The sequence below is a fragment of the Tenacibaculum bernardetii genome (genome assembly GCF_029125915.1).
GTDB lineage: Bacteria > Bacteroidota > Bacteroidia > Flavobacteriales > Flavobacteriaceae > Polaribacter > Polaribacter bernardetii.
The window spans coordinates 1-22992 of sequence record NZ_JAQJCU010000007.1; the positions used below are offsets into that span (position 1 = coordinate 1).

23 protein-coding genes are annotated in these 22992 nt (G+C 29.8%); 10 read left to right on the forward strand and 13 right to left on the reverse strand.

Going from position 1 to position 22992, the window contains the following annotated elements; all coding sequences use genetic code 11:
* The first annotated feature begins 65 nt into the window (after positions 1 to 65).
* Complete coding sequence (locus P2G10_RS07285; RefSeq protein ID WP_275316030.1) at positions 66 to 626, forward strand: amidohydrolase family protein; 561 nt, start codon at positions 66 to 68, stop codon at positions 624 to 626.
* Between the two features lie 2 nt (positions 627 to 628).
* Positions 629 to 1168 carry a GNAT family N-acetyltransferase gene (locus tag P2G10_RS07290; RefSeq protein WP_275315910.1) on the forward strand — a complete coding sequence of 180 codons (540 nt, stop codon included), beginning with the start codon at positions 629 to 631 and terminating at the stop codon, positions 1166 to 1168.
* On the opposite strand, the gene dut is transcribed toward P2G10_RS07290, so the two are convergent.
* Entirely contained in the window at positions 1165 to 1596 is a 432-nt protein-coding gene (gene dut / locus P2G10_RS07295) for a dUTP diphosphatase (protein WP_275315911.1), read from the reverse strand. The genes P2G10_RS07290 and dut overlap by 4 nt on opposite strands.
* A gap of 93 nt (positions 1597 to 1689) precedes the next feature.
* On the opposite strand from dut, the gene P2G10_RS07300 reads away from it, so the two are divergent.
* The 3 genes from P2G10_RS07300 to P2G10_RS07310 all read left to right on the forward strand — a co-directional run bounded on the left by P2G10_RS07300 (position 1690) and on the right by P2G10_RS07310 (position 4828).
* Positions 1690 to 2685, forward strand: coding sequence for an NAD(P)H-dependent glycerol-3-phosphate dehydrogenase (locus tag P2G10_RS07300; RefSeq protein ID WP_275315912.1), 996 nt, complete (start codon positions 1690 to 1692; stop codon positions 2683 to 2685).
* 210 nt (positions 2686 to 2895) lie between these two features.
* Positions 2896 to 3555 (forward strand): hypothetical protein, encoded by a 660-nt coding sequence (locus P2G10_RS07305; protein WP_218771852.1) that lies wholly within the window; start codon positions 2896 to 2898, stop codon positions 3553 to 3555.
* Between the two features lie 4 nt (positions 3556 to 3559).
* The gene (locus P2G10_RS07310) at positions 3560 to 4828 is read left to right on the forward strand and encodes an MFS transporter (protein WP_275315913.1); all 1269 of its coding nucleotides are present in this window, start codon (positions 3560 to 3562) and stop codon (positions 4826 to 4828) included.
* On the opposite strand, the gene P2G10_RS07315 is transcribed toward P2G10_RS07310, so the two are convergent.
* The gene (locus P2G10_RS07315) at positions 4825 to 5595 is read right to left on the reverse strand and encodes a DUF547 domain-containing protein (protein WP_275315914.1); all 771 of its coding nucleotides are present in this window, start codon (positions 5593 to 5595) and stop codon (positions 4825 to 4827) included. The two genes, P2G10_RS07310 and P2G10_RS07315, sit on opposite strands and share 4 nt — an antisense overlap.
* Positions 5596 to 5615: 20 nt before the next feature.
* Between P2G10_RS07315 and P2G10_RS07320 the strand changes: the two genes are divergently transcribed.
* Complete coding sequence (locus P2G10_RS07320) at positions 5616 to 6320, forward strand: TIGR04283 family arsenosugar biosynthesis glycosyltransferase (protein WP_275315915.1); 705 nt, start codon at positions 5616 to 5618, stop codon at positions 6318 to 6320.
* Here P2G10_RS07320 and P2G10_RS07325 read toward each other — a convergent pair whose 3' ends face one another.
* The 4 genes from P2G10_RS07325 to P2G10_RS07340 form a co-directional block, all read right to left on the reverse strand.
* Entirely contained in the window at positions 6321 to 6827 is a 507-nt protein-coding gene (locus P2G10_RS07325) for a hypothetical protein (RefSeq protein WP_218771856.1), read from the reverse strand.
* Positions 6828 to 6907: 80 nt separating this feature from the next.
* The gene (locus P2G10_RS07330) at positions 6908 to 8554 is read right to left on the reverse strand and encodes a glycerol-3-phosphate dehydrogenase/oxidase (RefSeq protein WP_275315916.1); all 1647 of its coding nucleotides are present in this window, start codon (positions 8552 to 8554) and stop codon (positions 6908 to 6910) included.
* A 109-nt stretch (positions 8555 to 8663) separates the two neighbouring features.
* Entirely contained in the window at positions 8664 to 9110 is a 447-nt protein-coding gene (locus P2G10_RS07335) for a YHS domain-containing (seleno)protein (RefSeq protein WP_275315917.1), read from the reverse strand.
* 141 nt (positions 9111 to 9251) lie between these two features.
* Positions 9252 to 10226 (reverse strand): LuxE/PaaK family acyltransferase, encoded by a 975-nt coding sequence (locus tag P2G10_RS07340; RefSeq protein ID WP_275315918.1) that lies wholly within the window; start codon positions 10224 to 10226, stop codon positions 9252 to 9254.
* 181 nt (positions 10227 to 10407) lie between these two features.
* Between P2G10_RS07340 and amaB the strand changes: the two genes are divergently transcribed.
* Entirely contained in the window at positions 10408 to 11949 is a 1542-nt protein-coding gene (gene amaB / locus P2G10_RS07345) for an L-piperidine-6-carboxylate dehydrogenase (protein WP_275315920.1), read from the forward strand.
* Between the two features lie 77 nt (positions 11950 to 12026).
* Here the strand turns inward: amaB and P2G10_RS07350 are convergent, their stop codons facing one another.
* From P2G10_RS07350 to P2G10_RS07370, 5 genes are all read right to left on the reverse strand, one after another.
* Positions 12027 to 12410: an ankyrin repeat domain-containing protein gene (locus tag P2G10_RS07350; protein ID WP_275315922.1), complete on the reverse strand. Its 384-nt coding sequence runs from the start codon at positions 12408 to 12410 to the stop codon at positions 12027 to 12029.
* A gap of 211 nt (positions 12411 to 12621) precedes the next feature.
* A complete protein-coding gene (locus tag P2G10_RS07355; RefSeq protein ID WP_275315923.1) occupies positions 12622 to 13752 on the reverse strand; it encodes a hypothetical protein in 1131 nt (376 codons plus the stop codon).
* Complete coding sequence (locus P2G10_RS07360; protein WP_275315924.1) at positions 13733 to 14257, reverse strand: hypothetical protein; 525 nt, start codon at positions 14255 to 14257, stop codon at positions 13733 to 13735. Before P2G10_RS07360 ends, P2G10_RS07355 begins: the two co-directional genes overlap by 20 nt.
* Positions 14241 to 14789, reverse strand: coding sequence for an RNA polymerase sigma factor (locus tag P2G10_RS07365; protein ID WP_275315925.1), 549 nt, complete (start codon positions 14787 to 14789; stop codon positions 14241 to 14243). The genes P2G10_RS07360 and P2G10_RS07365 overlap by 17 nt, the downstream gene beginning before the upstream one ends.
* 153 nt (positions 14790 to 14942) lie before the next feature.
* Positions 14943 to 16802 carry a B12-binding domain-containing radical SAM protein gene (locus tag P2G10_RS07370; protein ID WP_275315926.1) on the reverse strand — a complete coding sequence of 620 codons (1860 nt, stop codon included), beginning with the start codon at positions 16800 to 16802 and terminating at the stop codon, positions 14943 to 14945.
* 228 nt (positions 16803 to 17030) lie between these two features.
* Here P2G10_RS07370 and P2G10_RS07375 point away from each other — a divergent pair, with 228 nt between their 5' ends.
* The 3 genes from P2G10_RS07375 to P2G10_RS07385 all read left to right on the forward strand — a co-directional run bounded on the left by P2G10_RS07375 (position 17031) and on the right by P2G10_RS07385 (position 21013).
* The gene (locus tag P2G10_RS07375) at positions 17031 to 19349 is read left to right on the forward strand and encodes a GH92 family glycosyl hydrolase (RefSeq protein ID WP_275315927.1); all 2319 of its coding nucleotides are present in this window, start codon (positions 17031 to 17033) and stop codon (positions 19347 to 19349) included.
* Between the two features lie 156 nt (positions 19350 to 19505).
* Positions 19506 to 19781: a helix-turn-helix domain-containing protein gene (locus P2G10_RS07380; protein ID WP_218771863.1), complete on the forward strand. Its 276-nt coding sequence runs from the start codon at positions 19506 to 19508 to the stop codon at positions 19779 to 19781.
* A 2-nt stretch (positions 19782 to 19783) separates the two neighbouring features.
* Complete coding sequence (locus tag P2G10_RS07385; protein ID WP_275315929.1) at positions 19784 to 21013, forward strand: type II toxin-antitoxin system HipA family toxin; 1230 nt, start codon at positions 19784 to 19786, stop codon at positions 21011 to 21013.
* Here P2G10_RS07385 and P2G10_RS07390 read toward each other — a convergent pair.
* Together P2G10_RS07390 and P2G10_RS07395 are read right to left on the reverse strand one after the other, a co-directional pair.
* On the reverse strand, positions 21010 to 22149 hold the full coding sequence (locus tag P2G10_RS07390; protein WP_275315930.1) for an ATP-binding protein: 1140 nt from the start codon (positions 22147 to 22149) through the stop codon (positions 21010 to 21012). The two genes, P2G10_RS07385 and P2G10_RS07390, sit on opposite strands and share 4 nt — an antisense overlap.
* A gap of 3 nt (positions 22150 to 22152) precedes the next feature.
* Positions 22153 to 22908, reverse strand: a complete 756-nt coding sequence (locus P2G10_RS07395) for an SDR family NAD(P)-dependent oxidoreductase (RefSeq protein ID WP_275315931.1) — start codon at positions 22906 to 22908, stop codon at positions 22153 to 22155.
* Positions 22909 to 22992: the final 84 nt, after the last annotated feature.

Genomic DNA, 22992 nt, shown 5'->3' on the forward strand with positions numbered 1-22992 from the left:
AGAAATGGTTACATCTGCCGATATTAATCGTTTTAAAGCATTAAACGTAACAGCACGATTTTCATATTCATGCAATTGGAAATCGTGGTGTAACAGAAGCTTTAAATGCAATTCAACAAAGTGGAACACCAAAAGGAAGACACCGCTTAACTCATGTAGAAATGGTTACATCTGCCGATATTAATCGTTTTAAAGCATTAAACGTAACAGCAGATGCACAAGTTGGTGGCGAATTTACACAACCTGAATATTGGCACGATAATGATCATTTATTAGGTAGTGATTTGGCAAATAATCAAGTTCCTATTAAATCATTAAAAGAGGCAGGAGCAAGAATTACATTAAGTAGCGATTGGAATGTAAGTTCATTAAATCCGTTTGTAGGAATTCAAAATGCTGTAACACGTTCGCCACAAAATATTTCATTAGAAGAAGCAATTAAAGCATATACTTTAAACGGAGCTTATGTAATGAGACAAGAAGATAAAGTAGGTTCTTTAGAAGTAGGTAAATTAGCTGATTTTGTAGTTTTAGATAATGATATTTTTACAATTCCAAGAACTCAAATAAAGCAAACCAAAATAGTTTTAACTATTTTTGATGGAGAAGAAATTTATAAAAAATAAGTTTGATAAACATATCTGATAACATCCAATTAAAAGAAATTTTAAATACTGATTTAGAAGCTCTTTTTACATTAATGAAAGAAATTTATCCGCCGGCTTATAGTCATTTTTGGAAAGATGGTGGAGATTGGTATGTGAATACGCAATATTCTAAAGAAAAATTAAGTACTGAACTTTTAAACATAAATTCTCAGAATTACTTGGTATTATTTAAAAATGAAATAATAGGTAATTTCAGAATTGTTTGGAATGAACAATTAGCAGGTTTTGCTGACCAAAAGAGTGTAAAATTACACCGCGTTTATTTGCATCCAAAAACACAAGGAAACGGAATTGGTAAAAAATTATTGAATTGGTTAGAAACTCAAGCCATTAAAAAACAATATGATCTCATTTGGTTAGATGCTATGGATGCGCAACCACAAGCTTTCGAATTTTATAAAAAACTCGAATACAAATATCATTCACATTGTTTTTTAGACTTTGAATTATTGTACGGTGAGATTCGTAAAATGAGTCAACTTTATAAAAAAATAACTTAAACTCCAGTACTACCAAAACCACCAGCACCACGTTCCGTTTCATTTAAAACAGTAACTTCTTGCCAGTTTACACGTTCGTGTTTTGCAATTACTAATTGTGCAATACGCTCACCATCATTTACAATAAAATCTTCGTTAGACAGGTTTACTAAAATTACCCCAATTTCACCACGATAATCAGCATCAACAGTTCCAGGAGCATTTAATACAGTAATTCCTTTTTTAGCTGCCAATCCGCTTCGCGGACGAACTTGTGCCTCAAAACCATTAGGTAAAGCAATAAATAATCCAGTTTTTATAATTGCTCTTTCTAAAGGTTTTAAAACTACAGGTTCATTTAAATTAGCACGTAAATCCATTCCGGCAGAACCTTCGGTTTCATATGCAGGAGTTTGGTGTTTCGATTTGTTTATTATTTGTACGTTCATGATGTTTGGTTTTTCAAAATTCAAATATAATACCCTTAACTTTTAGAAGAAGCCTATAGATTTATTAATTTAGCATACTAAACAAACAACGATATGAGTAAGCAAACTAAAATAGCGGTTTTAGGTGGAGGAAGTTGGGCTACTGCCATTGTAAAAATGTTATCTGAAAATCTTGAAAACATTGGTTGGTATATGCGAAGTGTATATGCTATCGAACATATAAAACGTAACAAGCATAATCCTAGTTATTTAAGTTCTGCAGAGTTACATCCAGAGCAGTTAGATTTGTCTGACGATATGAATTATATTGTTGATAATTATGATGTGCTTATTTTTGCTATTCCTTCAGCTTTTATAAATACGGAATTAGAAAAGTTAACAACTTCATTAGAAGGTAAAATCATTTTTTCGGCAATTAAAGGAATTGTACCAGAAACAGGTTTAATTATTGGGGAACACTTTCATCAGAAATTTAATATTCCGATGGAAAATATTGGTGTACTTACTGGTCCATGTCATGCTGAAGAAGTAGCGATGGAACGTTTATCATATTTAACGTTAGCTTGTCAGGATGCTGAAAAAGCCAAAGATTTAAGTAAATATATTGCTGGTCGTTATATAAAAACAAAAATATCTGATGATATTATTGGTACAGAATATGCAGCGATGTTAAAAAATATTTATGCGATTGCAGCTGGAATTTCTCACGGATTAGGATATGGAGATAATTTTCAGGCAGTGTTAATGAGTAACGGTATTCGTGAAATGAAACGCTTCATTAAAAAGGTGCATAAAATGAAACGTAATATTAATAATTCGGCTTATTTAGGTGATTTATTAGTTACAGGATACTCTGTTTTTAGTAGAAATAGAATGTTTGGTAACATGATTGGTAAAGGTTATACTGTAAAATCTGCACAAATGGAAATGAGTATGGTTGCTGAAGGATATTATGCTGCAAAAAGTGCTTATGAAATTAATCAAAAAAATGGTGCAAAAACGCCTATTATCGATGCTGTTTATAATGTGTTATACGATAAAAAAGAAGCGAAAGATGAGTTTTTAAAGTTAACAAATAGATTAGATTAGTTGTTTGCATTTGCACAAATAATCCTTCTTAATAAAAAGAAGTCAACCCACCAATCGCTTCTAAGATTACATTCAATAAAAATGAAATCGAAACAAATTTAATTTAAAAATCTGATTCACAAACTTTTTCATAAAAAAAGTACTAATTAATAGTATAAATTATCTTACATATAGTTTAGTTTTAAGTATTTTTGTTTAAAATTAAACAAAATGAAAACAATTCAGGAAGCTGTAGAAATTACAATAAGAAAAACACCTTTTATTGAAGAGGCTTTAAATGAAAAGTTAATTAACGTATCATCTTTAGCTAGAGTTATCTTACCAGAAGTAAGTAAATTACTTAAAAAAGAAGTAAAAGTAGGTGCAGTTATGATGGCTATAAATAGACTTTCACCAGCAAATGAAATTAGAGTACGCAAAAACATTAAAAAATTAGCACTTAACTTAGGAGATGTAATTGTACGATCTGATTTATGCGACTTTACCTTTAAAAACACTACTTCATTATTAAAAGAAATTGCTAAAGTTTTAAGTAAATCTGCCGATAGTAATGATTATTTTTTAACAGTTTCTCAAGGAATTTTTGAAACTAATATTGTTACGAGTAAAAATTTAAGACCTTATGTTGAAGAAATTTTTAAACTCGAAACATTAATAAATAATGTAAACGATTTGGCTTCAATAACAATTAAACTTCCAAAGGGTAATTTAGAGCAATCGGGAATATATTATTTTATTTTAAAGCAATTTGCTTGGGCAAATATTGCTGTACAAGAAGTAATATCTACAACAAATGAAATGACAATTGTTGTAAAAGAAGAAGATGTAAATGAAACTTTTGCTCTTTTAATGGATTTAAAATTGAATTAATAAAATGGAAAAGAAAGACCCGTATGCTTCTTTAAGAATTAAAGAATTTAATTTATTTCTTTTAGTGCGTTTTGCCTTAGTATTTGCTTGGTCTATGCAATTTATTATTATAGAATGGCAAGTATACAGTATTACAAAAAATCCGTTATCACTCGGTATTATTGGTTTGATGGAAGTAATTCCGGCAGTATCTATGGCTTTATTTGCAGGACATATTGTTGATCAAAAAGAAAAAAGAAATTTATTAGCACTTTGTATAGGTGCTTTTTCATTAATAAGTTTAGGCTTGTTTTTTTTAACCTTACCAAGTTTTATTAAAGGTTGGGAAACAAACACGGTATTATATGCAATTTATGGATTGGTATTTTTTGGCGGACTTTTACGTTCGTTCTTCGGACCCACAATATTTTCTTTGATAGCTTTAATAGTGCCTAAAAAATTATATCCCAATGCAGCAACTTGGAGTAGCTCTACTTGGCAAATGGCTTCAGTATTAGGTCCTGCCTTTGCAGGGTTTACTATTTCTTGGTTAGGAGTTCATTGGTCACTTTGTATTGTTTTTGGCTTGGTACTATTTTCATTTTTGATGGTGTTTTTTGTAAAGAAAAAACCAATTATGAATCCGAAAATTGGGGAGCCAGTATTAAAGAGTTTAAAAGAAGGAATCAATTTTGTATTTAAAACCAAGGCTATTTTAGGAGCCATTACTTTAGATATGATTTCAGTACTTTTTGGTGGTGCTATTGCTTTATTACCTATTTATGCACAAGATATTTTAAAAGTAGGGCCAGAAGGGTTTGGTGCTTTACGTGCTGCACCGGCAATAGGTGCTTTTTTAACAATGTTAATAACAGCTTACATACCTATTAGTAAAAATGCCGGAATGAAGTTGTTAGCGGCTATTTTTGGCTTTGGAGTTTGTATTATAGTATTCGGATTATCTTCCGTTTTTTGGATATCAATGGTAGCGTTATTTTTTAGTGGTGTTACCGACGGAGTTTCAATGGTTATTCGTCAAACAATTTTACAATTAAAAACTCCCGATCATATGCGAGGTAGAGTAGCATCTGTAAATTCTATGTTCGTAGGTTCATCAAATGAATTAGGAGCTTTTGAAAGCGGCGTAACGGCAAAATTAATGGGAACTGTAACTGCTGTTGTTTTTGGTGGAACAATGACATTAATTACGGTTGTAACCACAGGTATTATAAACCCAACATTGCGAAAGTTAGATTTAACGAAAGATTTAGAAGCGCACGAAAAATCTAATTAATTAAGATTTTTAGGTAGTTCTTTAAAATTATTTAAATACAACGTCCAATCATAATCATTAAACTTAAGTTTTTTTGGTTTGGTTGGCGTTATTCCGTAGTTTTTTAAAATTTCACGAGCGCCAGATTTACCACCAAAATCACCTCTAAACCAAGAAATTAATGCCGAAGAACTAGCGGTTTCATTTTCTTTATTAAAAGTAGTATGTTGTTTTAAATAATTGGTAACCATATAATCTAGTTCATCATTTAAGTTATTTAAAGAAAAAATAGCAACTGGCGGACAACTTTTGGCACCACAGTTTAATACAAAGTGAATTCTCCAATCAATATCATCAACCCTTAATTTTCTTTCCCATTTAGCTCTAAAAGGTTTTCTTAAATAACCTAAACTAATTTTACATCTCGATTTTCTAAGAATACCGTGCTCTACATCATCAAAAGATAATATTTCACCAGCAATTTTAATTCTTTTAGTTTTAAAAAAAGATCCTTTATCATCAAATAAACTAGGGTTTTTATTTAAATGTATTTGAATAAAAGCGTTATATATGTTAATCCAAAAAGCTTTTTTATGCTTATCTTTAGGAAGTTGAGTTAGCAAATTGGTTAACGTACTTTTTTCGAGTATAGAAATTTCTTCCTCATACGATTCACCATTTACGATGCGAGTTAACAAGTCTTGTGATGTTTTTATATAGTCTACGTTATTCTGAGCTGTAAGTGCATAAGTAAGAAACAAAAAAATACTAAAGAAATAGTTTTTCATAATTTTAAATTAATGTATTTATGCTAATAAGCATTATTATTCCTGTTTATAATGAAGAAATAAATTTGTTAAAAAGATTGTCGTTTTTAAGTGAAATAGCTTACCAGAAACCTATTGAAATCATTATTTCAAATTCGCCCGAAACTACAGATTGTACGATTAATATATGCAAAAAATTCGAGAATGTATTATTTTATAACAGTCCTAAAAAGGGTAGGGCTGCACAAATGAATTATGGTGCAGCTAAAGCAACGGGTGAAATTGTTGTTTTTTTACATGCTGATGTTCAGTTACCAACTAATTTTTATGAAGAAATAATACAAGCAATTAATAATAATTATAAGGCCGGATTTTTTTCTTATAATTTTGATAGATCGTCTTTTTTGTTAAATATAAATAGTTATTTCACAAAAAAAGATAGTCTACTTGCTGGCGGTGGCGATCAATGTCAGTTCTTTTTAAAAACAACTTTTAACGAGCTAAATGGATTTAATGAAGATTACTGTATTATGGAAGATTTTGAAATGATAGATAGAATAAGAGATAAGAATATTAAATATACCGTTATTCAATCTAAAGCAACGGTAAGCGCCAGAAAGTACGATAATAATTCGTGGTTAAAGGTAAATTTAATAAATGGATATGTTTTTATGTTATATAAATTTGGCGTGAAACCATTAATACTAAGAAAAAAATATCAGAATTTATTAAGGGAAACGGTGTAGTTACCCCATATCCATATAACTAATCTTAGTAATAATATTAGTTGCTTGATCGAATTCTATATATACAAAACTATCACAATCTTCACAAACTGAATATAAAATACTCTTAGAACCATTTCGTCCAACACTAAAAACAACAGTACCTAGTTTACTAATATTATCTCCAACAGTAACCGCAATATTTTTTATATTTAAAGACGATTCACTGCTATTAATTTCAAAAGATTCTATATAAGGTTTACTTCTTCCTAAAGTAGAGAAATCTACTTTAAGTCCTTTAAAAACAAAATAATAATAGTTTTCATTTTCATCAACATTATAAGAAGTTACTGCGCCTAATAAGTTTTCTACAGCAGCTTGTTTTCCTTTAGTTTTTTTAAGGTCGTTTAATGTGGTATTGTTTATTTTAATACCTTCAAATTCTGAAGATTTTACAATATTAGTTGTTTGACTTTTAGCAATAAAACTACTGATTAGAAATATAAATACAAATAATTTTTTTTTCATTTTTTAGGGGAATATAAAAATTTTAAGCACGCCAAAGATATAACACTTTTTGTTGTGAGCAATTACAGTGTGTAAAATGACTAGTTAAAATTTACGGCTAATTTTATTTTACTTTCTAATTCTTCTTGATGTTTACTTTTTTCTAATTCAGACCAATTAAAATATGTAGTAAATTCATTTAAAACATCATTTTTATAACTATCTACACTAGGTTTATCAAAAAATAAGCGGCCAGTTCTACGCATAAAAAAATCGGTGGGAGTACAAGTCATTTCATGTTGAATGGTAAACCAAATTTCAGCTTTTAATAAACGAAGTTCTACATTACTTTCTTTTAACTCATCAAATTTATCTATAATTATGGCTGTTTGTTTTCCGTAATTGTGCACCAAATAAGCAGCTTCAGTTTTTGTAAAACTTTTATTTTTTAAATTTTTATATACTTGATTTATGTATAAGTCTACCGATTTGTAGTTTTGAAAAGGACCACCGGCTAAAATAATATCTTCAGTTTGTATGGTATCAAATTCAACATTAAAACGTCTAACCATTTTCTTAGCAACTAAATCAACAATACGCTCAGCCATTTTACGATAACCGGTTAATTTACCCCCGGCAATAGAAATTAGCTTGGTATCAGAAACAAAAATTTCATCTTTACGAGATAATTCTGATGCAGATTTACCTTCCTCATGAATTAATGGTCGTAAACCTGCCCATGAAGATTGAATATCATCTAAAGTTAATTCGATACCAGTAAACATATTATTTACGGCTTCAATTAAATAGGTAGCATCTATAATATTAGTTTCTACCGTGTTTTTATCTTGTTGAAAATTAGTATCTGTGGTACCAAAATAAGTTACTTTACCACGCGGTATTGCAAACATCATTCTGCCATCAGGAACATCAAAATAAACGGATTGTTTTATAGGTAATTTTTCATGAGCAACAACTAAATGAACTCCTTTTGTTAAATGTAGTCTTTTACCAATTTTAGAGTTGTTAATTTGTCGTAATTCATCTACCCATGGTCCTGCAGAATTAACTACATATTTTGCTTTAATTTCGTATTCTTGGTTTGAAAAAATATCAGAAACCTTTGCGCCAACTACACGTTTATTTTCATAAATAAACTCATTGGCTTTGGTATAATTAAGTATTTGTGCGTTGTATTGGCTAGCTGTTTTTAGTACTTCTATTGTTAAACGTGCATCATCTGTACGATACTCTGCATAATAACCAGCACCTCTTAATATGTTTTTAGGTAAAAGAGGTTCTTTATCAAGAGCTTCCTTTTTATCGAGCATTTTACGTTTATCATCACCTTCTACAGAGGCCAAAACATCGTACACTTTTAATCCGATAGAGGTTAACCAAGATCCATAAGTTCCTCCATCAATTAAAGGAAGAATCATTTTTTCGGGAATTACTAAATGAGGTGCTATTTTATGAACAATTGCTCGTTCGGTACCCACTTCTTTTACCAACCAAAAATCGAATTGTTTTAGGTAACGTAAACCACCGTGAATTAGTTTTGTTGATTTACTTGAAGTACCAGAAGCAAAATCATTTTTTTCAATTAAAGCAACTTTCATACCTCTAGATGCTGCATCTAGTGCAATTCCTGCACCGGTAATTCCTCCACCAATAATTAAAATATCAAATTCGGTTTCTTGTAATTCTTGTTGAATGTTTTTTCGATTGAAAAAAGAAAAGTGGTTCATAGCTAGCTTTTTATTTAACAAAAGTAAGAATAAAATAAAGTAAAAAACACAAAAAAAAAGGCTGAATAAATTCAGCCCTTTATAGTTGCCCCTGCAACGAATAAATCAATTACTGATTTACCCTTAACCAATTTATATCTGCTTGTTTTTTTAATTTTTCTGCGCCTTCTTGTTGCCAAGATTTTAAGGTATTGTTTATCCACGAATTATAAAACAAGTAGAGTTTGCCATCTCTTATTTCAAAATTTTCAGGATCAATAGCTACTTTTTCGCTCTTTTTCCCCATTGCATATGCACAATAGCCACCATATTGAGGAATGTATTTTGTAGGATTTTCTTTAAATATCTTGAGATTTTTTTCTGAAGAAAACTTAAATTTAATACCATCGAAGGTAGTAGTAAGTTTCTTTTTACCTTCTAAAGGTTTTTTACTTGTAAAGTAAGAAACAACATCGTAACCTTCAGCAACATATCCACTTGTTGTGTTATAGTCTGTTTTTTGAGCTACTAACACAGTAGAAACTACTAGTAAAAAAAGAGTTATAAATTGTTTCAAAAAAAATGAATTTGATGCTGTAGTCGATAAGTTCTTAACTAACTTACAGCTTTTAAAAAAAAGATTTTCAATTATAGAAAACATAAATTGAAGTAATAGGTAACAGTTTTAAAAATTAACTTTAAAAGAAAAAATTAAAGTCTATAAAACCATTAGGTTGCAACCTCTAATATCAGAATTATCGAATCGACCAATAATTTCAAAACTATTATCGGTATGTATTTTACCTAAATCTTGCGTAGCAATAAAGGAACAAGAATTATAATTTGCTAAATCAATAACGTTAATACCGCCCGATTTTTCTTTTGGTAAAATTGTTAATGAATCTTCGGTGTCTCGAGTTAAAAAGCGCATCCAAGGCGGACAATTAAAAATACCATTTCCTTTAGAATATCCTTGACTTAACAACTCTGTCATACCATATTCAGAATGTATTTTTTTTACACCAAATCCCTTAGAAAGTATAGTATGCAGCTCGTGACGAACGAGTTCTTTTCTTCTCCCTTTCATGCCACCAGTTTCCATAATAATGGTGTTTTTAAGATTAAAAGTATGCTTTTCAATTAAATCTAACAATGCAAAAGAAACGCCAATAAGTAATATTTTTTGACCTTTTTTATCTAAATCTATCAGTTTTTTGGTTAATTCATCTAAATTATCAAGATAAAATCCACTTTCTGCTTGTTTTGATTTTTTTATCAAATCATTAGCCATATATACTAATGAAGATCCTTTACGTTCTAAATAATTAGGTAATAAAGCTAAAACTACGTACTCTTCTATATTGCCGTAAAAATGCTTAAAACCATTTAAGTAACTTTCTTCATACCACGATAAATCTGTAACTAAATGCTTACTTGTTATACTACCTGTGGTACCAGAACTTGAAAACGTTTCTTGAACTTTATCAGTAGATGAAAGTATTTTTTTAGTTTTAAAAAACTCAATTGGTAAAAAAGGAATCTGTTCTATAGAAGTAACATCACTTGGATGAACATATAATAAATCACAAAAAGAACGATATACTTTATTATTAGTAAACTGATGTTTAAAAACACGTAAAGCTACTTTGGTAAACTCTTCTTCAGACTGTATGTTAAAAACTTGCTCTTTCATAAAGGGCTACAAAAATAGTGTTATAAATGATATTACTTTTTAAATTTACCCATAATATATTTTAAAATAACATATTTTGTTTGATTTTAAACAAAACAGATAAAAATGTTTAATTTATAGAAGTGTGAAATTATTCGTAGTTTTGTTTTTTTATTTTAAACACCTAAAATTACAATATATAATGGCAGATTTTGGTATCAAAGAAGCTTTAGCTCAATTAGGAGTAAAAGATATTAACGAAGGAACCTCTACAGGTTCTAATAACTTTTCTAACGGAGAAATTATTGAAAGTTACTCACCAGTTGATGGGAAACTAATCGGTAAAGTAAAATCTACAACAAGAGAAGATTATGATAAAGTAATGGAAACGGCTACAGAGGCATTTTTGTCTTTTAGAAATATGCCTGCTCCACAAAGGGGAGAAATTGTTCGTCAGTTTGGTAATAAATTAAGAGAATTAAAAGAGCCATTAGGTAAGTTAGTTTCTTACGAAATGGGTAAATCTTTACAAGAGGGTTACGGTGAAGTTCAGGAAATGATCGATATCTGTGATTTTGCTGTTGGTTTATCACGTCAGTTAAACGGACAAACAATTCCGTCTGAACGTCCAGGACACGTAATGAGAGAACAATGGCACCCAATTGGTGTTGTTGGTATTATCTCTGCATTTAACTTTCCTGTTGCAGTTTGGGCTTGGAATACAGCTTTAGCATGGATTTGTGGTGATGTATGTGTATGGAAAGGTTCTGAAAAAGCACCTTTATGTTCTATCGCTTGTCAAAATATTATTGCTGATGTTTTAAAAGAAAATAACTTACCAGAAGGTATTTCTTCTATCATTAATGGAGATTACAAAGTTGGTGAAATGATGACTACCGATACTCGTATTCCTTTAGTTTCTGCTACAGGATCTACAAGAATGGGAAGAATCGTTGGTGCAACTGTTGCGCAGCGTTTCGGAAAATCTTTATTAGAGTTAGGAGGAAACAACGCAATTATTATTACACCTACTGCCGATTTAAAAGTGGTAGTTCCTGGTGCAGTATTTGGTGCAGTTGGAACTTGTGGTCAACGTTGTACTTCAACAAGAAGATTAATTATTCACGAATCTGTATATGATAAAGTAAGAGATGCAATTGTTGGTGCTTACGGGCAGTTAACTATTGGAAATCCTTTAGATGAAAAAAATCATATTGGGCCGTTAATCGATCACGATTCTGTAAATACTTATTTAGCTGCCATTGAAAAGGCAAAAGCTGAAGGTGGTAATGTTTTAGTTGAAGGTGGTGTTTTAAAAGGTGAAGGTTACGAAAGCGGATGCTACGTAAAACCAGCTATTATTGAAGCTGAGAATCATTTTGAAATTGTACAGCATGAAACTTTTGCTCCGATTTTATATTTAATGAAATATTCAGGAGAAGTAGAAAATGCAATCGCAAAACAAAACGGTGTTGCACAAGGATTATCGTCAGCAATTATGACGAATGAAATGAAAGAAGCTGAAAAGTTCTTATCATATGCAGGATCTGATTGTGGTATTGCAAATGTAAACATCGGAACATCTGGTGCTGAAATTGGTGGTGCTTTTGGTGGTGAAAAAGAAACTGGTGGTGGACGTGAGTCTGGATCTGATGCTTGGAAAGTGTACATGAGAAGACAAACAAATACTGTAAATTATTCTGATGAATTGCCTTTAGCGCAAGGAATTAAGTTTGATTTATAAGTCGATAATAGACATTTAATTATATTGAAAAGGCTTCATAAATTGTGAAGCCTTTTTTATTTAAAATTCGGGGTACTTTATTTTTCTAAGGCAGTAGCAATTACTTTATAAGCTGCATGTGCTTTAGACATTTTTGCATAATCTAAGGCTGTAAAATTTCCTTTATCCGATTTTGAATTTAGTTTAGCACCTTTCTTAATTAATAATTTAACGATTGCTACTTTGTTATATCTAGCAGCAAACATTAACGGAGTTAACCCAGTAGATTTTCTGTTAATATTTGTTCCGTTTTCAATCATTGCTTTAACAGCCTCGTAATTACCAGCTGTAATTAACTTACAAAAAGTATTAATTTTATAATATTCGGTAGTAGTTTTTAAGGTTGTTTTGTTTATTTCTGAAGCTGAAACAGTTCCAAAAGATAATGCGATTGCTAATACTGTAAATACAAATTTTTTCATGATATTATGTTTTTTAAGATTCGGTTTATAGCTAAAAAGACGACGATTAAAAAAAAATGTTTCATTAAAAAGAAAGACTTAACAAGTATTTAAGAGTATTTCACAAAGATTTCTTAAAAGTGAAAAAAGAGTGTAACAATTTTAAATTAAAAATCTCAGTATTGAATTTTAAAACTGAGATTTTTATAATTTATAGATTTGTTTCTTAAAATTATTTGATATTTAATATTCCATTTTTTAATTTAATATCAATTTTATTTAAAGAGTTTTTTTTAGGTTTCTTTTCAAGAATTTTAGTAGTTTTTTTACCTTCAGATACAGTAAAAGTAGTTTTAACCTTATTTAAATTTAAAGTTGTATTAAATCCAAAAACATCCATAGAGTAATTTTGTTCTTTTACGTTGTAAAAATTCAATTCAGAATAATCTCCTTTAAAATTGAAATCAGAAAAACTCTCTGTAAAATTAAATAGATGCATTTTACTATTAAAATCTGTAAATTTTACATTTTCACCTACTTCGCCAATTTCAATTCTTGATGTTTCTGTTATAAAATCAGTATTTTTAATTGTACCTATTTTAGTTCGTTCTAAGTCTATAAGCTCTAATCTAGCATGCGCTATTTCTTGAGCTTCAATAACTCCTTTTGATGCAATTATTCGATTATTTAAACCTGACAATTCTTTAAATTTAAGGATGCTTTTAAAACTATTTAAAACAAAACTTGAAGTCATATTATAATTAATGTTGATATTAGAATCAAATGCTTTTAAACGAATTTTTATATGTTTAGGAACTTTAATTATAAAATATTGAATTACAGTTTTTTTTAGTTTAACTGATTTTGTATTTAGAGATTCTGTGTACTGTTTTTTACGATAATTGTTTAAAATATTTATTTGACTGTTTTTAATTTCATCAACAATGTTTTCAATTGTTTTGTATTTTAAAGATGAAATAGTTGGTTTTTTTGTAATATCTTTTATAAACCAATTCAACTTTTCAGAAACATCATCGAAAGTAAAGAAGTGTTGTGAACCTAAAAAGTTAGAATTTTTCATCTCAAAATTGATTAGGTTTTCTTTTTGAGATTCTTTAATTTTAGGTTGGTTCTTTATATTTCTTCTAGCTCCTTTAGAATACCTACCAAAAACCATATCGTAATTAAAATAAATACTATCATTAGGAGATTCTTCAATAATAACACCCGCATACTTTAAATTTAAATTTAAAATAGTATTTGCATCTGTTTTATATGATTTTTTAAAAACTGTTTCTTTTGTTTGAGAAAAAGAAAAATTGATACTTAATAAAAATATAATACTATAAATATATGGTTTCATTACTTGTGTTTTTTTGGTTTAACTCATTAATATGCTCATTAATATCTTTGATTAATTGCAAACGTCTTTGCAAATTATCTATTAATGATTCTAAAACATTTATGTTATTTGGAAGTTCTTTTAATTGTTTAGTTATTTTTTTATAATCTACATCTGCAGCTTTTAATTTATTTTTATATTTTCTTATTAAAATGGTATCATTTGTTATTTCAGTAAAGGTATTCCATTCTTTATTTATACTATTTAAATATTCTTTTTCAAAGGCTATAATTTGAATTTCAGATGCAGTTTTTGTGGGATTAGAATAAGTGTTCTTGAAAATATATCCACAGGAAACAAGTAACAAAATTGAGGCTGCTATTTTAAATATTTGCATAAGCAGTTTTGATTTTTCTTTTTTATTGAAATTTTCTAATTTCCCTAAAAATTCATCTTCATGAAAATCGGGCAATTTCTTTTTAGGAAGTACATCTTTTTTAAATATTTCTCTAATATCTTGCTTCATCTTTTTGTTTTTTTAAAAGTTCTTGTAATTGTAATTTCCCTCTTCGTAAACGTGTTCTAGATGTTTTTATGGGTATCTTGAGTATTTCTGAGATTTCAGAATGATCATATCCTTCAATTAAATATAATTTGACAACGAATTGATGTTTTTGATTCAACTTTTCTATGGTCGATAAAATCATATTCTCTGTGATTTCAACTTCAAAGTCCCAATTATCATCATCAATAATTTCTAAAGGATAACTCTCTATAGAAATCGTCTCTAATCGTTTCTTTTTTAACTCATCTATACAATGATTGATTACAATGCGTTTTAACCATGCTCCAAAAGTTGTTTTTTCTGTATACGAGTCTAATTTTGAAAAAGCCTTTAAAAAACTTTCTTGCATAGTATCTTTAGCCTCTTCTTCATTTTTTAGATATCTAAAAGCAATGAAAAACATGGCTTCAGAATACAAAGTATATACCTGCATTTGAGCTTTTGGATTTCCCTTTTTACAATGTTTAATTAATAGATTAATCTCTTCAGACATTTATTGTGTTTCGTTCTATTATTAAAAACGATTTTTTTTTAATAGGGTTTCAAAAAGCATAATTTTTTTAAAAATCAATTAAAATCTTATAAATAAAATAATTTTTGTTTATCAGTTTGTAAGGGCTTTTTGAACAAAATATACAGAAACGATTTATGCTTTTAAGAACTCTTTTATTAAACCACTATGTTGAGTTGTTTTTGGTGTTTTAAAATCGAAGTATTTATGTAAAGGAAAATCAAATCCTTTATAATTTAAATAATTGTTTAAAGCCGTATTTAAGCCTTGACTATATAAGTGATGTTCTGCACCTGTGGGGTCTTCGTGATACAAATCATTTTCAGCAAAACCTTTAAATTCTGGCCCAGTAATGTTAATTTTAAATTCATCCGGATTTTTACCAACGGGGCTATGACTTGTACAAGCAAACATGTGCCAAAAAGCAGATTGAATACAATTGTTTTGAAATAACTGACGCACAACTTCTAAAGAATCAATGGTTTCTTGTGCTGTTTCTGTAGGAAAACCGAACATTAAATAAGCATGCACCATAATATTTTCATCAGAAAAAGCTTTGGTTACTCTAGCAACTTGTCCAATATCTACCCCTTTTTTCATTTTAGCTAATAACCTATCCGAAGCAACTTCTAAACCACCGGTAACGGCAATACATCCCGATTTAGAAAGTAAAGCACACAATTCTGGCGTAAATGTTTTTTCGAATCGAATGTTGGTCCACCAAGTAATATAAACTTTTCTTTCTAGTAGTTTATTTGCCAATGCTCTTAGCATTTTTGGCGGCGCAGCTTCATCAACAAAATGAAAACCTGTAATACCTGTTTCAGAGATTATTTTTTCAATTTTACTCACTAAATCATCAGCAGTTGTATTTTGATAATTCCCTATATAATCTAATGTAACATCACAAAAAGAACACTGTTTCCAATAACATCCGTGAGAAATGGTTAATTTATTCCACTTTCCATCAGACCACATTCTGTGCATCGGATTCATGACATCTAAAAACGATAAATACTTATTTGTTGGAAGGCCTAGATAACTAGGCGCAGGTAAATTTTTATGATGAAATATGGTGTTTGGTATTTTATCAGCGTAAATAACTTTATTGTTTTTACAGATAAAAGTTCTTTCTAAACCATCTTCTTTTATTTTACCATCTAAAAACTCTGTGATTTTTAATAACGGACCCTCACCATCATCTAAAGTAATAAAATCTATAAAATCAAAAATTCTTGGGTCAGACAAACGTCTTAACTCAGTGTTACAATAACCGCCACCCATACCTATTTTAATGGTAGGATATTTTTGTTTTATAAATTGTGCACAACGTAAAGCAGAAAATAAATTACCAGGAAAAGGCACTGTAAAACAAACTAAATCATAATTATCTTGTTGCAGTTTTTCTTCTAATAAATACAACATTTCATCTTCTATTAAGGTAGTTTCATATTGTAAAAACTCGTTAATAGTATCGAAACTAGAGGCAGATCTTCCTAGTTGTTCTGCATAGCGTGTAAAAGAGAAAAACTCATCGACATTGGCGTTTATATAATCGCCTAATTCTTCTACAAAGAGTGTTGCAATGTGTTTGGCTTTGTCTAAAATTCCTAGTTTTCCGAATTCGGTAGTTAAATCTTTATTTAGTTTAACACGCCTATGTCCGTGTGGTAAAAAATCTTTATGTACCATCTGATACGCTGCTGTAACTTCTTGTACGCGCAAATAATCCATAACAGAATCTACTTTATTTATGTATTCTTCTTTTTGTTTATCAACTAAAGGAAAATCACTATTACCAAGCATTTCTGCTTGCTTAAAAATAGCCTCTATAAATTCTTTGGTAAACACCGCAGTAAACAGCTCGATACTTAAATCCATTTGCGTTGCTTTTACATCTTTAGACTCTAAAAAACCTTTAATGTATGCGGTAGCAGGATACGCAGTATTTAATTGTGTAAAAGGAGGTGTTACTAAAAGTGTGTTTATAGACATATATAATAAATAAAACACAAAGATACTTTTTAAGGCAGTACTTTTTAGCTGATTTATTAAAACAGTTTTAACGTTTATAAAAGGATCTTTTTAAACAACGTGTTTAAATTTAAACACTTTTAGTTAAATTGTTTTTATTTATATTTATTTGGTTTTATAGCATTTTTAAGGTGTTTATTTGTTTTCATTTTGCTTTATTAGCACTTTAAACCTGTTTTAGTTAATAATATGAAAAAATATTTATCATTTTTAGTGATCTTTAGTTTGTGTTTATTTGTGGTAAACTGTAAACAAGAGTTAAAAGAAAGTGTCGTAGATCAAAGGCATAAAAAAGATTTTACAAAAAATGTAAATCCTTTAATTGGAACTAGTAAAATGGGACATGTTTTTCCTGGAGCAACTGCTCCTTTTGGAATGGTACAGTTAAGTCCTCAAACTAATTTTGAGGTTATGTTTAATGAAAATGGTAGCTACAACAGTACAACATATGAATATTGTGCGGGTTATCAACATAAAGACTCAACAATTATAGGTTTTGCTCACACTAATTTTAGCGGAACAGGGCATGCTGATTTAGGGGATTTTTTAGTAATGCCAACTACAGGAAAACTAACATTAGATCCGTTAAAAACAAAAGAAGGTACTAAAGGATTTTATTCAACGTTTTCACATGATACCGAAAAAGCGTCTCCTGGTTATTACAAAGTAAACTTAGATAGTTACAATATAAAAGCCGAATTAACAGCTAGTGAGCGTGTAGGTTTTCATCAATACACATTTCCAAAATCTAACGATGCACATATTATTTTAGATTTAGTGTACAATATCTATCATCATGATAATAAAAATGTATGGACATTTATTCGTGTTGAAAATGATAGTTTAATAACAGGTTATAGACAAACAAAAGGATGGGCAAGAACAAAAAAAGTGTTTTTTGCGATGAAATTTTCTAAACCATTTAAAAGTTATGGTCATAAAAAATACAATAAAGAAACGTATGATGGATTTTACAGACGTTTTAAACAAAATGAAAATTTTCCTGAAATGGCAGGAAAAGATATAAGAGCTTATTTTAATTTTGATACAGAAGAAGGTGAAAAAATAAATGTAAAATTTGCCTTATCACCAGTAAGTACTAACGGAGCTTTAAATAATTTAAAACAAGAAATTCCGCATTGGAATTTTGATAAAACAAAACAAGAAACTAAAGATAAATGGAATAAAGAATTGGGAAAAATTGATGTAGAAACAATTTCTGAAAAAGAGAAAACTACTTTTTATACCGCTTTATATCACACTAATTTATCACCTATTTTGTATGAAGATGTTGATGGGAAATACCGAGGACTAGATCAAAATATACATACCTCTGATGGTTTTACCAATTACACCATATTTTCTCTTTGGGATACTTATCGTGCATTACACCCATTATACAACATAACACAACCAAAGCGAAACAACGATATGATAAAATCGATGTTAGCACATCACGATCAAAGTGTACATAATATGTTACCAATTTGGAGTCATTATGCTAATGAAAATTGGTGTATGATTGGGTATCATGCTACTTCAGTTATTGCAGATGCGTTAGCAAAAAATGTGGGAGATTTTGATGTGAATCACGCACTTAAAGCATCAACAAACACAGCCACTGTTCGTTATTTTGATGGTATTGGAGATTATATTGATTATAAATATGTTCCAGAAGACAAAAGCCATTCATCAGTATCAAAAACATTAGAATATGCTTACAACGATTGGTGTATTGCTCAAATTGCAAAAAAAGTTGGAAAAGCTGATGTAGAAAAAGAGTATTTAACAAGATCAACCTATTATAAAAACGTTTATGATCCAACAATTGGATTTATGCGTCCTAAATTATCTGATGGTACTTTTAGAAAACACTTTGACCCAATGGATACGCACGGGCAAGGTTTTATTGAAGGAAATGCATGGAATTATGGATTATATGTTCCTCAGAACATTGATGAAATGATTGAAATGATGGGAGGTAAAGAAAAATTTAGTAAGCAACTAGATGAATTATTTACCACAGAAATAGCTGATAAATACATAGCAAACCATGAAGATATTACTCGCGACGGAATTATAGGGAATTATGTGCATGGTAACGAGCCTGGACATCACATTCCGTATTTATATAATTGGACCGGACACCCTAAAAAAACACAGCAAAGAGTCCGTATGATTATGGATACCATGTACGGAGATACTGTTGATGGTTTGTGTGGTAATGACGATGCAGGTCAAATGAGTGCTTGGTATATATTTAGTAGTTTAGGGTTTTATCCTGTAACGCCAGGATCGCCAAATTATGCACTAGGAAGTCCGAATATTAAAGCAGCTACTATTTATTTAGAAAATGGAAAAACCTTAAAAATTACGGCTCAAAATCAAAGTAAAGAAAACGTATTTGTAAAAAGTATAACAATAAACGGTAAGAAAATAACAGATAATGTACTTTCTCATGCTGATATTATAAACGGAGGAGAACTAATTTTTGAAATGAGTAAATAGTAATAAAGCGAAATTATTTTGCACAAACGGTTATAGAAAAATAAATTAATTGCTACCATAGTAGTAATTTTAGCCATGTATCATTAAAAAAAGGTATTATAGTAGCAATTTTTAAAGTATAATTATTATATTAGTATTCTAAACTAAGAGTACGATATGTGGGGATATGGAGATGAAAAATCGCCTAAGGAAATAATGATTCTTTTATCAAAAAGAACCAGAGTTTTAAGGAAACAAGAAAAAATGTCTCAGAAGGAATTATCAGAAAGATCAGGAGTATCTTACGCTAGTGTTCGAAAATTTGAATCAACAGGTGTCATTTCTCTAGAATCACTTTTAAAAATTTGTGAAGCTCTTAAACGTTTAACAGATTTTGAATCAATATTACTGCCAAGTGATATGAAACGGAAAAAAGAGTTGTTTAATTATTAATTATGGCAACAACTAAACTCGATGTATATATACAGTTTTCTAAAGAAGAAGAACTTATAGGTCAACTTGTTTTAGATGGTAGAGATATATTATTTAAATATAGCGATACTTATTTAGAAACAGGAACAAACCTGTCTCCAAATCAATTAACGTTTGATGATATTCCTCAAACAACCAAAGAAAAACCATTTAATGGTCTTTTTGGCGTGTTTGCTGATTCTTTACCAGACGCTTGGGGATATTTGTTAATAAAGAAACGCCTTAGCACTGATCGAATTGCTATTGAATCTCTTAATATGTTAGATCATTTAACATTTGCAGGGAAGAACAGTATGGGTGCACTACAATACAGACCGAGTGTAGCATTAGAGCACGAGGCTATAGAAATTAATCTAGATAAACTAAATAATAATATTTCTGAAGTCCTCAGTGGAGAGAGTAGCACTGTAATTGATGATATGTTCGGAAGAGGAGGTAGCCCTGGTGGAGCACGACCAAAAATTTATGCAGGATATAATCCGAAGACAGATTCACTAATTAGTGGTGTCGCCAATCTTCCGGAAGAATATGAGCATTGGATTATTAAATTTGCTGCGGATGTAGATTCGAAAGATATTGCCAATATAGAGCTAGCTTATTATAAGATGGCTTTAGCTTCAGGAATTGAAATGTCTGAATGTAGAGTGTTTAATAGTGATACAGGAAATAGTTATTTCGGAACCAAACGATTTGACCGTGTAGGGAATGATAAGCTGCATATGTTATCAGCTGCAGGACTTTTTCATGATGATTACGAGCACAGTACCCTTGATTATGGAAATTTAATTTACCAAGCAAAGAAGCTAACAAATAACGCACAAGTTGCTGAACAAATGTTCCGTAGGGCTGTTTTTAATATTTTAGTACATAACCGAGACGATCATTCTAAAAATTTTGCTTTTTTAATGAATCCTGAAGGAGAATGGTCATTAGCGCCTGCTTACGATTTAACTTTTTCATCTTCATCACAAGGATATCATAGTACCTCATGTGCTAGAAATTATGTAGACCCAGGAAAGAAAGAATTATTAGAGTTGGCAAGTGCATTGTCAATAAAAAAAGCAAAGACAATTATAGATGAAATTAAAGAGATTACCAATCAATGGAAACGATATGCTACGATGTATGGAGTTTCAGAAACTTCAACAAAAACCATTGAAACTAGTTTAAAAACTATTCGTACAAGGTTTTAATTATAGCGTACTTTTCGTAATACCCGCATTGCTTCTTTGTATTTTATATAAGTAGTTTTATCTTCTAAGTTTTTTATATAATTTTTTATTTTTTTTAGCTGTTGAGGTGCGTCTAAAAATCCGTTTAAATAGCATATTAAATAGGAGGTAGGTAGTTTGTAAACGTTTTCAGATTCAGTTATCGAAAGGTGTTTATTACTCTCAATTTTGGTAACAATAGCATTGTTATTGTTATAAATATCATGTAAAATAGTTTTATCGTATTGAGGAGCTTCAAATAAAAATTGGGTGGCAATATCATGCTTTCCGTTCTCTTTAAAATGAATAATTGTTTTTTCTAACGGATAATGTTTTTTCCTTTTATCAATACCTAAAACAATATATTCGGTAATAATAAACGATTTTTCGTTATGGCTAATTTGAACATCATCTAGGGCAGAAAAAAATAAACGAACCTGCTCGTTTATTAATTCAATATCAACCCGAGTATAAAATTCTTCATTATTAATCACCTTTTTTTTACCAGCCCAACACACCACAAATTGTTCGTTAAATACTTTGTATTGCGGATTGTATGTAGGTTTATGATTGTTAATAAAATCGAAAACTCCATCGAGCGTTAGTTTTATATTATTACTTGCATTTTTTTCGATAGCTGCAACAATAGTAGCATTTGCATCATTTAAGGTAAAATTACCTTCAGAAGGCATTGAGTTACTTCCTCTGCGAAAAAAAATAGTGTTTCTACGGTATTTCCAGATATTTTTTAAAAGTGATGTAATTTTATTATTAGGATAAATAGTTACTAAACCTATTACTTTATGACGTGGCAAACGTGGAAAAGGAACATTTTCATATTCTATTTTTGGAGGATTGTTTAAGTAAGCGTTTATTAAATTCTGAATTTTACTATCATCGTAAAAATCGACTCCCAAAATTTTATTTTCTTCATCTTCAACCCCAATAACTATATAAGAATTATTATTAGGGTTAGAGTTTGAAAGCGCACAAATATGTTTTATAAACTTAGCTTTACCTTCTTTATGATGTAGCGATAATTTTTGCTTTTTATCAAAAAAACTATTCTCGTCGTTATGAGAAAGTAAGTTTTTAATTAAAAGACGTTTGTTAATCACAGCTTATACATTTTTATTTATAATTGATGCGGTTGCTTGTGCGGTAGGATATACCACTAAATCTTCAATATTTACATGGTAAGGTCTGCTAATAACAAAGTAAATAATATCGGCAATATCTTCGGGCTGTAAAGCTTTATAGCCTTGATATACCGTTTTTGCTCTATCGAGATCTCCTTTAAAACGCACGTCTGAAAATTCAGTTTCTACCAAACCAGGATGAATTGCCGAAACACGAACATTGTGTTTGTTTAAATCAATACGCATTCCTTTATTTAAAGCATCTACGGCAGATTTTGAAGCACAATATACATTTCCGTTCGGATACACTTCTTTACTAGCAATAGAACCAATATTAAGGATAAAACCGTTATTTCTATCTACCATTTGCGGAATTATAGCTTTCGAAACATATAATAAACCTTTTACGTTTCCATCAATCATGGCATCCCAATCATCAATACTTCCTTCCTGAATACTACTTAACCCGTGTGCATTACCTGCATTGTTAATTAAAACATCAATATGTTTAAATTCATCAGGTAAACTACCAATGGCTTTTTGTACTTCGTCTTTATAACGAACATCAAATTGTAGCGTATGTACTTTTGTGAAGGTTGATAATTGGTGTTGAAGTTCTTTAAGTTTCTCAGCACGTCTTCCACAAATAATGAGGTTTATGTTGTTTTTAGCAAATAGTATAGCGGTTGCTTTACCAATACCAGAAGTTGCTCCTGTAATTAAAGCGGTTTGTTGCATGTTTTTGTTTTTTATAAAGGTAAAATATTTTAGGTAAAACGAATATTTTAAACAAAGAAAAACCGCTCTACCTCTAGAGCGGTT